The organism is Pseudomonas sp. NMS19W (assembly GCF_051554255.1).
GTDB classification, from domain to species: Bacteria; Pseudomonadota; Gammaproteobacteria; order Pseudomonadales; family Pseudomonadaceae; genus Aquipseudomonas; species Aquipseudomonas kribbensis.
Window position 1 is genome coordinate 4036749 of sequence record NZ_CP136718.1, and the last position, 14713, is coordinate 4051461.

10 protein-coding genes and 1 pseudogene are annotated in these 14713 nt (G+C 62.6%); 5 read left to right on the forward strand and 6 right to left on the reverse strand.

Going from position 1 to position 14713, the window contains the following annotated elements:
- Positions 1–22: 22 nt before the first annotated feature.
- Together R1A29_RS18370 and R1A29_RS18375 are read right to left on the reverse strand one after the other, a co-directional pair.
- Positions 23–523, reverse strand: a complete 501-nt coding sequence (locus R1A29_RS18370; protein WP_045121794.1) for a sigma-70 family RNA polymerase sigma factor — start codon at positions 521–523, stop codon at positions 23–25.
- Positions 524–633: 110 nt separating this feature from the next.
- Positions 634–1347 carry a class I SAM-dependent methyltransferase gene (locus tag R1A29_RS18375; RefSeq protein WP_438299150.1) on the reverse strand — a complete coding sequence of 238 codons (714 nt, stop codon included), beginning with the start codon at positions 1345–1347 and terminating at the stop codon, positions 634–636.
- 180 nt (positions 1348–1527) lie between these two features.
- Between R1A29_RS18375 and R1A29_RS18380 the strand changes: the two are divergent.
- From R1A29_RS18380 to R1A29_RS18395, 4 genes and pseudogenes are all read left to right on the forward strand, one after another.
- Positions 1528–2696 (forward strand): annotated as a pseudogene (locus R1A29_RS18380) (aromatic ring-hydroxylating oxygenase subunit alpha).
- Positions 2697–2735: 39 nt separating this feature from the next.
- Positions 2736–4397, forward strand: a complete 1662-nt coding sequence (locus tag R1A29_RS18385; protein WP_438299152.1) for a choline dehydrogenase — start codon at positions 2736–2738, stop codon at positions 4395–4397.
- 13 nt (positions 4398–4410) lie between these two features.
- Positions 4411–5010 (forward strand): AraC family transcriptional regulator, encoded by a 600-nt coding sequence (locus R1A29_RS18390; RefSeq protein ID WP_438299153.1) that lies wholly within the window; start codon positions 4411–4413, stop codon positions 5008–5010.
- Positions 5010–5444: a helix-turn-helix domain-containing protein gene (locus tag R1A29_RS18395; protein WP_438299154.1), complete on the forward strand. Its 435-nt coding sequence runs from the start codon at positions 5010–5012 to the stop codon at positions 5442–5444. The genes R1A29_RS18390 and R1A29_RS18395 overlap by 1 nt, the downstream gene beginning before the upstream one ends.
- A gap of 1 nt (position 5445) precedes the next feature.
- On the opposite strand, the gene R1A29_RS18400 is transcribed toward R1A29_RS18395, so the two are convergent.
- The 4 genes from R1A29_RS18400 to R1A29_RS18415 all read right to left on the reverse strand — a co-directional run bounded on the left by R1A29_RS18400 (position 5446) and on the right by R1A29_RS18415 (position 13850).
- A complete protein-coding gene (locus tag R1A29_RS18400) occupies positions 5446–6174 on the reverse strand; it encodes a class II aldolase and adducin N-terminal domain-containing protein (protein ID WP_438299155.1) in 729 nt (242 codons plus the stop codon).
- Between the two features lie 145 nt (positions 6175–6319).
- Complete coding sequence (locus R1A29_RS18405; protein WP_438299156.1) at positions 6320–10789, reverse strand: hemagglutinin repeat-containing protein; 4470 nt, start codon at positions 10787–10789, stop codon at positions 6320–6322.
- Between the two features lie 94 nt (positions 10790–10883).
- On the reverse strand, positions 10884–12611 hold the full coding sequence (locus R1A29_RS18410) for a ShlB/FhaC/HecB family hemolysin secretion/activation protein (protein WP_438299157.1): 1728 nt from the start codon (positions 12609–12611) through the stop codon (positions 10884–10886).
- A 105-nt stretch (positions 12612–12716) separates the two neighbouring features.
- Positions 12717–13850 carry an MFS transporter gene (locus R1A29_RS18415; protein WP_438299158.1) on the reverse strand — a complete coding sequence of 378 codons (1134 nt, stop codon included), beginning with the start codon at positions 13848–13850 and terminating at the stop codon, positions 12717–12719.
- A gap of 97 nt (positions 13851–13947) precedes the next feature.
- Here R1A29_RS18415 and R1A29_RS18420 point away from each other — a divergent pair, with 97 nt between their 5' ends.
- A complete protein-coding gene (locus tag R1A29_RS18420; protein WP_438299159.1) occupies positions 13948–14712 on the forward strand; it encodes an AraC family transcriptional regulator in 765 nt (254 codons plus the stop codon).
- Position 14713 lies beyond the last annotated feature (1 nt).

Consider the following 14713-nt stretch of genomic DNA (forward strand, 5'->3'; position numbering starts at 1 on the left):
GGGGATGAAAAGACGCCGCGGCTCATGATTGCGCCCCGTCCAGGCGATCACGCAGATGCCGCAGGGTGCGGATCATATACTTTTCCACCATGTTCTTGGACAGGCCCAGGCGTTCGGCGATTTCTGCCTGGGTCAGGCCTTCGATCTTCTGCCAGACGAAAATCCGCCGGCAGTTGACCGGCAATTCGGTGAGTGCGCGTTCGATGGAGTCGGCCAGCTGGATCGCATGCATGTAATGCTCCGGGTCGCCGGTCGGCGACTCACTGAGATCGATCGCCTCCGACTCCATGGCACCCCGCCGGTCCTCACGCCGATAGCCGTCCACCGCGATGTTGCGCGCCGTCTGATGCAAATACGCCCGGGGTTGCTGCACCGCAGACGAATCGGATTCGAGCACCCGCACAAAGGTGTCGTGCGCCAGATCCTCGGCCTGCGAGCGATTGCGCAGGCGACGGGTCCAGGTGCCGATCAACTCTTCGTAATGCTCGAGAAAGCCGGGTCTGCGGGGCAGCATGGGGATCATTGCGGCGTGCTGAGGAAAGGGGCGTGAATAGTAATGCTTCCTATTAAGCCGAAGCAATGGATTCCTCGGGAATGCCGACCAAACTGTTTTCCCCCAATAACTCCAGCGCTCTAACTCGCGGCAATCTCCGCTTTGCGCGAGCAAAACCACCCATGCATCAACCCCGCCTGAAAGAACTGCACCGGCGCCTCGAAGCCGGCCGACTCGATCAGTCCGGCAACCTGCGGCGCCGGCAGGATCGCCACATCGCTGGCATACGCCGCTCGCGCTCGTTCGAGCATCTCCTCCGGCACCTGGGCCGAAGCCATCAGTGTCATCCAGTGACGCAGCAATGCTTCATAGGCCGGCGACGCGGTGTCAGAAGCGAGATCAGCGTTCGCCAGAATCCCGCCCGGCACCAGACGACGGGCAATCTCGTGGAAAAAGCCGATACGGGCTTGTGGGTCGAGCAAAAACTGCGACACCAGAAAACAGGTCGCCCCGTCGTAAGCGGATTCATCCGTCAGCGTATCGAGATAACCTTCGTGAAAACGGCAACGGGCCAGGAAGCCGCCTTCGGTTGCTCTTTGACGACACACGTCGAGCATCGCGCCCGAAGGGTCGACCCCGGTGAATTGCCAGCCGGGAAACCGCTGGGCCAGGTGTGCCATTTCCACACCGGTGCCCACGCCGACACAGAGTATCCGGGCATTTTCCGGCAGGCCCGCGAACACCGAATCCAGCAGCAAATAAAGAGCATCACGAACGGGCGCCATGCCGCTCCACTGTTTGTCATAGACAGCGGACTGCTGGTCGAACAAAGCCTTGAGTGCTTGATTGTCCATGGAGAAATTTCCTCTGCATCATGATCGCGGTGAAGTTTCATTATCGCAGGGCTGTCAAGGCCTCCCCGGTCCAGCGTGCGATTGATCATTCCGCCCTGCAACTGGTCGCAATCCATCAATCCCCACACCGCCCCGCACCCTAGATTAGATCCCACAACAACACGCCGTGGAGATCGCCTCATGCACAGTTTCCAGACCCGCAAGCAGCACAGCCCGGTCGACGCCTGGGATCAGCAGGATCCGGAGCAGGCCTTCACCCTGCCCTCGCGTTATTTCTACGACGACAGCCTGTTCCGTGCCGAGCGCGACAACATCTTCATGAAGGCCTGGCATGTCGCCGGGCATGTCAGTGAGTTCGCCGAACCGGGGCAGTTCGTGGTCACCGATCTGTTCGACCAGAGCGTGGTGGTGGCGAAGAACCGACAGGGGCAGATCCACGGCTTTCACAACGTCTGCCAGCATCGCGGCAATCGCTTGCTCGAAGAACGCCGTGGCACCACCGGCGGCGTGGTGCGCTGCGCCTATCACTCGTGGTGCTACGAAATGGACGGCAGCCTGCGCGGTGCGCCCGTTGCGAGCGGATGAAGAATTTCGAGCTGGCGCAGTTCAACATTCCCCAGGTGCGCACCGAAGAACTCGGCGGTTTCATCTACTTCAGCCTCGACCCGAATGCGCCGTCGCTGCGGGATCTGTTCCCCGGTGCCGACGAAGAAATGCGCCGGGTGTTCCCGGATCTGACCGACATGCGCCTGATCGAGGAACAGGACGTCATCGTGCCGGCCAACTGGAAAGTGATCATGGACAATTCCATCGAGGGCTATCACTTCAAATTGTCCGGTCCGTGCCACATCGACCTCGCCCGGTTGATCGACTTCAAGGGTTATCAGTTGATCAAACGCGACAACTGGTGGACCTACGCCGCACCAGCCAATCTCTCGGCGACCGAGGCCTATGGCGTGCCGCTGAAAAGCGAACTGAACCCGCAGGAATGCTTCTTCAACATCGGCATGTGGCCGAACAACACCTTCTATACCTTCCCGTTCTCCGAGTTTCTCGGCTCGTTCATCATGATTCCGCTGGATGCCGAGCGCTCGCTGTTGCGCTTCGGTTACTACTCCAGCAACCCCGAGACCGCCGCCGTCAGCACGGCGTGCATGAAGTGGATGAACGAAGACCTCGGCCCCGAGGACATCGCCCTGAACATCTCGGTGCAAAAAGGCCTGCGCTCGCTCGGTTACGACCAGGGCCGCTACATGATCGACGCCCAGCGCAGCAATGAAAGCGAGCATCTGGTGCATCACTTTCATCGCCTGGTGTTCAACGGCATTCACGGCCATTCCGTGGACTGATCCGCCCTTCCCTCGTCATTTGTCAGAACGGAGCAAACCATGGACGAAACCGGGTTTGATTACCTGATCGTGGGCGCCGGCTCGGCCGGTTGCGTGTTGGCCAATCGCCTGAGCGAAGACCCGAACGTGCGCATCCTGCTGCTGGAGGCCGGCCCCGAGGACAAGAGCTGGACGATCGACATGCCGTCCGCCGTGGGCCTTGTGGTGGGCGGATCGCGCTACAACTGGCGTTATCAGTCGGAGCCGGAGCCGTACCTTGACGGGCGGCGGATCGGTACGCCAAGAGGCCGCACCCTCGGCGGCTCATCATCGATCAACGGCATGGTCTACATCCGTGGCCATGCCCGGGATTACGACGGCTGGGCCGAACAGGGCTGCACCGGCTGGAGCTATCGCGAGGTGCTGCCGTACTTCAAGCGTGCGCAGACTCACGCCGATGGCGGCGATGACTATCGTGGTGCCGGTGGCCATTTGCACGTCACCCCTGGCGAAGTCGGCACACCGCTGTGCGCAGCGTTCATCGCGGCCGGGGCCGAGGCCGGTTATGGCGTCAGCGAGGACCTGAACGGCTATCGTCAGGAAGCCTTCGGTCCGGTGGATCGCACCACGCGCAACGGTCGGCGCTGGAGCACTTCGCGCGGTTATCTGAGCGAAGCGTTGGCTCGGGGCAACGTGCGGGTGGTCACCGATGCTTTGGTGCTGCGCATCCTGTTCGAGGGACGGCGAGCGGTCGGAATTGACTATGAACAGAACGGCGAAACGAACACTGTCCGCGCCCGGCGTGAAGTGCTGCTGACCGCCGGAGCGATCAACTCACCGCAATTGCTGCTGCTCTCGGGCGTGGGACCGGCGGCAGAGTTGCGCGATCTCGGGATCAGCGTCGTGCACGACCTGCCCGGCGTCGGCAAACGCCTCAACGATCACCCGGATGCCGTGGTGCAATTTCGCTGCAAGCAACCGGTGTCGCTGTATCGCTGGACCACCGCGCCGGGCAAATGGTGGATCGGTGCGCGCTGGTTCGTGCGTCACGATGGTCTGGCGGCAAGCAATCATTTCGAGGCCGGTGCATTCCTGCGATCACGGGCCGGCGTCGAGCACCCGGACCTGCAACTGACCTTCATGCCGCTGGCGGTGCAACCCGGCAGCGTCGAGCTGGTGCCGACCCACGCGTTCCAGATCCACATCGACCTGATGCGCCCCACCAGCCTCGGCAGCGTGACATTGCACAGCGCCGAACCCCGGCGGCCGCCAAGGATTCTGTTCAACTACCTGAAGACCGCGCAGGACCGAGCCGACATGCGCGCCGGCGCACGGCTGGTGCGCGAGATCCTCGACCAGCCGGCCATGGCTCCGTTCAAGGGTGAAGAACTGGTGCCGGGCCGCTCGGTGCAGACCGACGCCGAGCTTGACGCCTGGGCGCGGCAAGTCACGGAAACCGGCTACCATGCCAGCGGCACCTGCAAGATGGGGCCGATTGGCGACCCTGAAGCCGTGGTCGATCCGCAGCTGCGGGTGCACGGCCTCGACGGTTTGCGCGTCGTGGACGCATCGATCATGCCGGTGATCGTCAGCGGCAACACCAACGCGCCGACGGTGATGATCGCGGAAAAGGCCAGCGACCTGATCCGCAACCTCGCCCCGCTGCCAGTCGCCGATGTACCGGTGTGGACCCATCCGCACTGGCAGACCGAACAACGATAAAGCAGAGATGGCGATGACCCGATCCGCTGAAGCTGTACCGCGCAATGAAGCACCGCTGCGAGTGGCGGTGCTGCTGTTGCCGGCGTTTTCCAACTTCGGTCTGGCGGCGGTGCTGGAACCGCTGGCCATCGCCAACTGGCTGAGTCAGCGCACGCTGTTCGAATGGACGCTGTTGTCCTTGCAGCCGGGCCCGGTGGCGGCCAGCAACGGTCTGGCAAGCATCGCCGAGGACGGTTTGAACACTGAGCAGGCCTTCGACGCCTGCGTGGTGCTGGCCAGTTTCGAGGTGCATCAACACAGCCGCAATCCCGCGCTCAAGAGTTGGTTGCGCAAGCAGGCGCTGTTCGGTGCGGTGTTGATCGGCGTGGAAACCGGTACCGAACTGCTGGCCGCTGCCGGTGTGCTCGACGGCTACGAAGCGGCGGTGCATTGGGACAACCTGCAAGGCTTTCAGGAAAGTTACCCCAAGGTCCGCGCCCGACCGCAGCTCTACACCCTTGAACGCCAGCGCCTGACCTGCGCCGGCGCGACCACCATTCTCGACATGCTGCTGGGCTGGATCGGCCAGCGCTTCGATGCGGATCTGGCCGGGAGATCGGCCTGCATCTGTTGATGGGCCAGATGCGCGCCCCGGCGGACAATCAGCTCGACGGCGGCCTGGGCAACAGCGGGATGTACGGCAACAAGATCCGCCGCGCCGTGCAGTTGATGGAAAAGGCGCTGGAAGAACCGCTGGACTGCGAGGCGATTGCCAGTGAAGTCGGTTTGTCGCGGCGGCAACTGGAGCGCCAGTTCAAACATCAGACCGGGCTCTCGCCGCTCAAGTACTACATCACCCTGCGCCTGGCCCGGGCGCACAACCTGCTGCAACAGACGCAAATGAGCGTGGCCCAGGTGGCAGCGTGTTCCGGGTTTGGCTCGCTGGAGCATTTCTCCCGCACTTACCGCGCACGTTTCGGCTGCCCGCCGAGCGAGGACCGGCGTCAGGCGTGGAGCGCACCGGTGATGCGCCAGCCGTTGAGCAAGGCGCATTCGGCACCGGAATGAGTCACTGCCGGTACGCCGGTTCTTCCTCATCGAGGATGCCCATCAATGCGATGAAATGCTTGTCGGCAAACCCCGGATAATCCAGCCACTGCCGACACGTCTTGCGCGCCACTTCATCGCTGGCCACCCGCAACTCAAGTCCGGTCGCCAGTGCGGTGATATACACCTCACAAGCCCGCTCGAAGTAATACAGATCATCAAACGCCTGGGCCACGCTCGGCGCCGCGACCAGCAATCCGTGATTGCCCATCAGCAGGATCGGTTTGTCGCCGAGCAGCCTGCTCACGCGCTCCGCTTCTTCACCCAGCCCCATGCCATCGAAGCCGTCATCAATCGCCACCCGCTCGAAGAACCGCATGCTGTTCTGCTCGATCGGTGGCAGGTGCGAGTCCTTCAGGCAAGCCAGGGTCGTCGCGTATTTGCTGTGGGTATGGAGGATGCAACGAGCCTGAGGCTGATTACGGTGCAAGGCGCTGTGCAAGGCCCAGGCGGTGATGTCCGGGGCGTCCGGGCGATCGAGACTGGCCGGGTCGTCGGCGTCGAGCAACAGCAGGTCACTGGCGCGGATTCGCGAGAAATGCTTGCCGTAAGGATTGATCAGAAACTCGCGGCCATCCGCTGAAGTGGCCACGCTGAAATGATTGGCGATGGACTCGTGCAGGTTCAAGCGCGCGGCCCAGCGCAGGGCGCAGGCCAGCTGGATTCTCAGGTGTTGGACGTTGTCGTGCATGGCGCGGCCTCCCGGTTTCACCCGAGTGTAGAGCGCATGCATTCATCGACTTGACGGGAAACGACAGTGGCTGCCGTTTTGAGAAAGGCGCACATCAGAAGCGGGAGCGAGCTGGCTCGCCCCCGCCGGTTTCACTGACGGTGAATCAACCTCTTTCGTCAATCCCCGCTTGCAGGGACTGACTGTCCAGATGACCGCTCAAGGTCACCGGGCCGACTTTCAGGTTGCCGTTTTCAAGGGACACCTTCGGTGCGTTTTCTTCGGTTTTGTGCGGCAGGTCCAGGCCGGCTTTCACGCCGTAGTCGCGGTTGCTCAGGTCGCTGCTGCTGACCTTCGAACCACCCAGATCGACCTTGCCTTCAGTGGCAGAAATCCGCGCGCCGGTCAGCTGCGTAGCACCGCCGACGGTCAGGTTCACACCCTGGCTACCGCTGATGCCGGAAGCCTGTTTGACGCTATCCTTGTGCGCGTATTCGCCTTCGGCTTTCAGCGTCGGCTTGTAGTCGGTGCCGGCCAGTTTGCCTTTGTCGTCGGCCGGGGTTTTCTTGGCGGTCAGGCCCAGATCGACATCGACCTTGGCGTGAGTGCTGGAGTCCTGACGGCTTTCGACCGACAGATCACCGGCCACGTTGCCGCTGACATTGCGCGCATCAATCCGCGCACCGCTCAGGCTCGCATCACCCGCGCTGTTCAGCACCACAGTGTCAGCCTTGATCTGGCTGTTCTGCTGAGTGGTGCCTTGCAGGTAATCCACGCCCACCTTGGCCCCGGCATTGAAGCCGTGATCGCTGCTGACTTTTTCATCGGCGGCGGTCGGCGTGCTTTTGCTCAGATTGCCACCGGCATTCAACGCCACATTCCAGTTGTTGCGGCTGTCGGTGGACTGAGCGGACTCCTGAACGAAACCGCCCTTCTGCGCGTCGATGCCGACGTTTGGCGCAGTGACCTGAGTGCCTTGCAGGCGCACCGAATCACCGCTCAAAGCGATGCCGTTCTGGCTGTTGAGCTGGCCACCGGTAAGGGTTTGCGTGTTCTCGTTGACCCGGCCGATGTTGAAGTTGCCACTGAGGTTGCCGCCCTGATCGCGGCTCTTCTCGCTGCTGGTTTTGCTACCGCCGGCCTTCAGACCGCCGCCGAGATTGCTGCCTGTGGCGATGTGCGAATCAGTGGCCGCTTGCAGGTCGAGCTTGCCATCAGCCTTCAGGTCGATAGCGCCAGCGCTGTCGATCTTCGTGCCCTGCTGAACCTGATTGCCGCCGCTGCTCAGTTGTACCGGACCGTTGCCGCTGAGGCTGGCGACGTGGGCCTGGGTGTCGGTGGTCTGGTTGCCTTTGTGATCGAGCTGGAAGCCAGCGCCGAGATCGACGTTGGTGCCGTCGGTGCCCGGCAAGGTGCCGACGGTCAGCGAGCCGTTGCCGCGCAGGCTGGAGCTGTCGCTGCTCTGGCGGTCGTTGGCCTGATTCAGGGCCAGGTCACCACCGGTCTTGACGCTGACACCGCCCTGACCGCCGTCGAAACGGCTGCCTTCGAATTGTGCGTCGCGGGTGACATTGATGTTCACACCCTGATTGCCGGCGTAACCGCCGACCACGGCCGTGGAACTGTCCTTGCTCGACTGGCTGCTGCCACCCGCGCCGCTGCCGGCCACGTTCACGTCCTCACCGGTCTTGGTGTAGACGCGCACATCGACCTTGGCATCGACCGCGTTGTCGGTGCTGCTGCGGGTGTTGTTCGCGGCATCGGCCACCAGTTTGTCGGCACTGATGTTCACTTTGCCGGCGCTGGCGTTGTACTGCGTGCCTTGATCGTGCAGCGTGCCGCCGACCTTCACGTCCACGGTCTGGCCGTCGAACCGGCTGACCACGGCGTTGCTGTTCTGCTCGGTCTTATCGGCGCTGGCGTGACCGACCGCCACGTCGATACCGACGTTCGGCTGACCGAGATTGGCCAGTGCGTCCTTGTCCGGCACCTTGCCGTCGAGCACTTCTTTCACCGCGCCGGCAATCGGCCGGGCGATGTCTTTGTACTCGACGTTGGCGCCGATGTCCGCCGACCAGTTGCTCTCCTTGTGGGTGCTGCTCTCGGTGTTGCTGGCAGCACGGTTGTCCACTTCGTTGGCGGCAACGTTCAGGCCGTTGCCGGACTTGAGTTGCGCGCCTTCGGTGGCGAGTTTGTCAGCGTTGATGTTCAGACTGCCGCTGCTCTGCACGCCGGTGGTTTGCGCGGTGGTTTTGCCGGTGGTGTCTTGCGAGGTGCTGTGCGAGAAATCCACGCCGCTGCCGGCGCGGTCGAGGCCGCCGGTGTAGTAGAAACCGCCGCCGGTGCTGCGGGTTTCGGTCGAGGTGCTGTGGCTGTCCTGCTCGGCCAACAACGAGACGTTCTTGCCGCTCAGCGTGGTGTCGCCAGCGGTGGATTTCACCTCGGCGCCCTTGAGCGTCACGTCGCCGCCCGCCTTCACCTGCACGGTGCCGCCGCTAAGGCTGGAACCCTGCTGCGTGACGTCGTTGGCAGTGACGGTTTTCGCCTTGTCTTCGTAATGCACGCCGGCGCGATACTGCTCCGCCGTCTGCTCCTTGGCGTAAGCGTCGAAGCCACGAGTCTGGGTGCTGTTGCTGCTGTCGTGGGTGTTCTGGGTGGAATGCACATTCACATCACCCGCCGCATCCGCCGTCAGCGAAGCGCCAGCCTTGACCGTGGAGCCGGCGACTTCGATGTCCTTGGCGCTTTTCAGCTTGAGGTTGCTGTCGGACGCCAGCTCGCTGCGCACCGTGGTGCTGTCCTTGCTGTTCTGCCGGGACTCGTCCTTGGTGATGCCGAAGAACTTGCTGTCCTTGTCGTGATTGTTGCTGTGCGAAGTGTCCTGCACGCCGTCGATGGTCAGCGAACCGTTGTCGCTGATTACGCTGGCGTCTTTGGCGCCACGCACCTGGCTGCCGCTGATGCGCACGTCGTCAGCCTTGACCAGCAGTTTGCCGGCGGCGTTGATCTTGCTGCCCTGATGTTGGGTCTGGCCCTTGTCGGCGTCGCCGGTCTTGCCGAAGAAACCGCCGCCGACCAGGTCACCGGAATAGCGATTGTCGCTGCTGCGGTTGGTGCGGGTCGCGGTGGTGATTTCCACCTGTTTGCCGGCCAGTTGCAGGTCACCGGCGCTGTCGATTTCGGCGCCTTCGGAGCGCAGCAGCGCAGCGGTTTGCAGGGCGATGTTGCCGCCCTTCAACTGGCTGGTGACGCTGCGCTGCTCTTCGCTGCTGCTGTCCCAATCGGCTTTCCACAGGTGTTTGCGGTGCTTGCCCTGATCGGTTTGCACGTGGCTTTCAGTGGCGGCGGTCAGGCGCAGGTCGCCACCGCTTTGCACGCTGAGGTTGTTTTTCGCGTCGACCCTGGCGGCTTTCAGTTCGGTGTCTTTGCCGGACGACAGTTGCGCGTCTCGGCTGGCAATGATCTGGCTGCCGTGCTGGCGCGAATCGCTGTCGGTCTTGGTGCGCTCGTAGGTTTCCCAGGTGATGCCGATGGTGCTGTTGTTCCAGTTTTCGCGCTGCTCCTGGAGCTTGCGGCTTTCGACAGTGGTCAGGGTCAGGTTGCGCTTGGCATCGACCTTGACGTCGCGACCGCTGACATCGGTGGCGGCCAACGTCAGGTCCTTGCCGCTGTGCAGGCCGACGTCGCCCTGGCTGCTGCGAATGCCGGCGCGGGTCACGTCGAGGCTGTCCGGGATCGCCTGACCGCTGACGCTCAGGTCGCCAGCCGAACGGATCTGTACGCCGTCACGCCCGGCGACTTGCACAGCCCCGACCTTTACACCCGCGCCTTCGGCGGTGCTGACAATGTTGATGCGCCCGGCCTGCATCGCGCCGAACAGGCTGGCGTCGATTCGTTGATCGGTGGTGTTGCCTGCCGGGTCCACGGCTTTCACCTGACCGCTGGCGTAGTCGATCTGATTGCGCCCGACGGTGAGGTTCAGTTGATCACGGGCAGTGATTGCGCCCTGGCTGTCGATGCGCGGTGCGATCAGGTTGATCGAGCCTTCGCCATTACGCAGGCCGCCGCCCTGAATCTGCAATTGTCCGGTGGCGTCGCGGGTGCTCAGGGCTTGCAGCTTGCCGTCGTTCAGCTCGGGACGACCGACCACCAGATTGGCGTTCGGTGTGTTGATGAAACTGCCGCCGTTCACCGAAATGCCGTTCGGGTTGGCGAGCACGTAGTCGGCAGCGCGACCGAAGATTTCCTGAGCGCCGTTGATGGCCGACGGGTTGCGGCTGATCACTTCGTTGAGGATCACGCTCGCGGCCTGCCCCTGCAATTGCGGGTTGGCCGCCAGTTGCCCGGCGAGCTGCGATTGCCCGGCCTGCAAGGCGTTGTTCAGGACCAGGCCCTGGCGGTCGACGTTGTAGTCGAGGAACTGGTTGTGCGACAGGCCCGAACCGTTGGGCGCGACGATGTTGACGATCGGGACGCCGCCCTGGGTTTGCAGTTGCGCGGTGCCGCCGGGGCCGGGTGCGACCACCACACCGCCGGCCATGGCGCCCGGCAGGTGAGCGACCAGGAACAGGCTGGCGATGGCCCAGCGCAGTTTGCCCCGTGGGGAAAGATGAAACGCAAAGGTATTCATTGGCATAAAAAACTCTCCATGTAGTGCGGCATCACGTTGCGCGTTGAGTTGAAGGCCACGGCTGTCGCGCTCAGGTCCGATGGCTGTTGTTCACTGACGTTCATATCTGTAATCCGACCCGCATCAGCCAGGTTTCAGGCTCGCGGTGCAGGCCGGACGGGGTGTTCAGGCTGCGTTGGTAATCGACATCCACCTGCAGGTTTTTCCAGCCCAGGTTGAGGCCGATGCTGGCGCCGCTCAGGCGTTGAAGCGGAGCGCCGTGGTCAGCCTTGATCCAGCCGTGGTCGAGGCCGACACGCGGGGTGAGCTGCACCGGCAAATCGCTGCGCAGCGGCAGGCGCAAAGTGTTGCGCCAGATCGCACCGCTGGCGCCGGACGCGCTGCTGACCCGGTAACCGCGCACGGCGGAATCGTCGGTGCCGAGCAGTTGTTCGATGGCCGGCAACGGATCCGGGCTGTACTGCACGTTCAGTTGGCTCTGCCATTGCCAGGCTTGCGCGCCGAGCTGGCCGTTGCGCCATTGGCTGAGGCCGGCGCGGTACTTGCGAAACTGTGCCTTGGGCAGGTTCTTGACCTGATGATCGGCATCGTCGTCGGCGCCGAGCCAGCGCAGGCCCTGGGCGTAGTTGAAATCCAGATTCCACACCGCGCGGTCGAGCCAGAACAGATTGAGCCCGGCCTCCGCCACGGTCAGGGTCGGGCTCTGAATACCGAGGCGGACGTTTTCCAGATAGCTGTCGACATCTTTGCGCGCCAGTTGCAGGTTGGCGCTGAGCTGATGGCTCTGGTCGCGCCACAACACGCGGTCCGCGCGCAGGCTGAGCTGATCGGTGATGCCGGTGCTGTACAGCGTCGTGCCCGAAAGTTTGAACGGCGCACGGTATTCGGCGTGGCTGGCAAACGTACTGAACGTCCAATAGCCGTAGGGAATTGCGTAATAGAGGCTGGCGTTGCGGTTGTAGCGGTCGCCCTGGTTGAGGGTGTCGCTGGCACTCACGCTCAACAGGTCGTTGAGTTCGAGCGGGCTGTCGAGGCTCAGGGTCAGCGTGTTGCGGTCGCGCCCGGTGCTGGCGCTGCCGAGGTTGTCGAAACCGGCACCAAGTGCCCAGCGTGACTGCCCGGAAGTACGCGAGCGCAAGATGATCTTTGAGGCGCCGGGCTGGCTGCCGGGGGCGATGTCAGCGGTCAGATCAAGGGAGCGCAGACGGTTCAACTGATCCAGCCCCTGCTCCAGATCCCGCAGGTTCAACGGCTTGCCGAGCATGCCCGGAAATGCTCCACCGAGGGACACCGGCAGGCTCTGGTCGGCCAGTTCGATGGACTCGATGTAGCCTTCGTCGATCAGGATATCCAGCGACTGCCCCGCGGCCGGCGCGCTGCTCAGATATGGCCGGCTGGCGATGTAGCCCTTCTCCACGTAGAGCGCGGTGATGGTCGCCAGCAGGTGGTTGATCTGGCCGACGCCCATGCACGGCGCCAGCAGCGGCTGGATGCGGGCGTTGAGTTTGTCTTTGTCGATCAGCGTGACGCCGCCGATGCGCGTACCGCTCAGGGGCCAGCAGCGTTCGTCGGGTTTGATCGAATCGGGAAGGGCCGGTTTGGCAGGCGTCGGGCCGAACGCGCCGCGCTCCAGTTGCCGCTTGCGCTGTTCGAGTTGCAGTTGTTGCAGATCGCGCTGTTGCTGTTGCTGCTGGCGCAGCACTTCCTGGCCTGGATTCGACAGTTCGGCGGCAAGAACGCTGGGCGCACACACACTCAACAACAAGGCCGACAACAGCGGACGAGGCAAATAACTACGACGAGAAACAGCGCGAATCGAATACGGCACTCAACATCCTTGCAATCAAATGGCTTAATGCCATCCCATCAATTGCAGTGATAGTCAGAGCCTTCCTACACAAATGCAAGACGCTTCCTACATCGCTTACATTTCTTAAACAAATGCCTTTTTAGCGCGGATCGCCAGCGATAACGCCAGCAAGTTGCAGACCATCAGGGTTTCCCCGAGGGCCTGAGACCAGGCGGCCAACATCAATCCCGCCCCGATCAGCAGGTAATAAAACAGCCCCAGCAATGCGCCGGCGGTACCCAAACGATCCGTGTAATTGCGCAAGGCTGCGCCGAGGATATTCGGGATTGCCATGCCAAACGCCAGTACCACAAGCAGCATCGGCAGCACGAACCAAACGTGCGCCTGCAGCAGCCACACGCCGATGCCACCGAGCAAACCGGTCAGCGCTGCCAGGCGAATCAACTGCAGCGGGCGGCAACCGATTTGCAGCAATTTTTTGTTCAGCCATGCTCCAAACCCTGAGGCCAACGCGAGCATCACGCCGCTGTAGCCGAACCACTCACCGCTCAAACCGAGACGTTCGAACCGGAAAGGTCCGAGGCTGTAATAGCTGAACAACGCGACGTTGAACGATGCGATCCACAGCGCCGAACGCCAGATACCGGGATCACGCAACATGTCGCCCATGGTTGCGAACAGGCCGACGGATGTAAGTTGTGGCGGACGGGTTTCCGGCAAGGTGCGCCAACTCCAGATCCACAAGATCGATGTCAGCAGCAACAACGCAACGAGCACGCCGCGATAGCCGAAGCCTTGAACCAGACTCGCCCCGCTGAACAGACCGATGGCCGGGCTGGCTGCCAGCGCCATGCCCACCAGAGAAAACACCTGGGCCAGTTCGGTGCCGCGAAAACGATCGCGCAATAAAGTCTGGGTCACCACCGAGCCAACAGCAGCGCCAAATGCCGCCAGTGCCTGGGCCATCAACAAGCCGTTGAAACTGCGAACACTCAAGCCCAGCACGCAGGCAACCGCATAAATCGCCAGACCGGCGAGCATCGAAGGCCGCCGGCCAATCCGGTCACATACCCGCCCCCACGTCACCACGCCAAAGGCAAACGCCAGGAAGTACACCGACAATGTCTGCGCCGCCACTCGCGGAGCAACATCGAACGTACGGCCAATATCCCCCAGCGCCGGGCTGAACAACGTTTGGGCGATCTGCGGAAACATCAGCAGAGCAATCGCCAACATCAAAAACGTTCTATGGCTCATAACCATGACTCCTCAACAAAAACGCCGAGGAGTTTAAAAAGCCGTGGCTGGCGTATTATCCGAACCCAGACAATTTATCGTTGAAATCGGACAACCCATGGCCTGGCTTGAAGCCCACGAGCGTTTTGACCCGGATCGCTTCCCGGCGCCGGTGATCGGTATCGCCTCTACTCTCGGCGATCACGACTCCGGCCTGCATCGGCATCAGCGCGGGCAATTGCTCTACACCCGTCAGGGCTGCACCCGCATCACCCTGGCGCAGCAGTTGTGCCTGCTGCCGCCATCGCGGGCGGCGTGGATTCCCGGTGGCGTCACGCATCGGGCGGTGATGCAGCAAAGCGTTGATTACCGCTCCATCTACCTGACGCCCGAGTTGTGCCGCGAACTGCCGCAACAGGTCTGCGTGATCGAGGTCAGCCCACTGCTGCGCGCGGTGCTGGAACCGATGGCAATTGCTGATTTCGGCACCGATTGGCAGCAGGGCAAATTCGTTCATCTGCTGGGGCTGTGCCTGAGTGAAATCCGCGAAGCGGCCCAGCAACCGATGCTCCTGCCCCTGCCGCAAGACAAACGCCTGGCTCCCCTGCTGACACACCCCGAGCGACTGCCGCCGGAACTGCAAGTGCTCGAGCAACAGATCGGCGCCAGCAGCCGCACCATCGGCCGGATCTTCCAGCGCGAAACCGGCATGAGCTATCAGCAATGGCGCCAGCAGTGGCGATTGATGCGCGCCATGGAACTGCTCTCCACCGGACGCAACCTCGGCTATTGCGCGTTTGAACTGGGCTTCGCCAGCGACAGCGCATTCATAGCGTTCTTCAAATCCATGACCGGCAGCACACCCGGCACCTGGCTCAGATAAG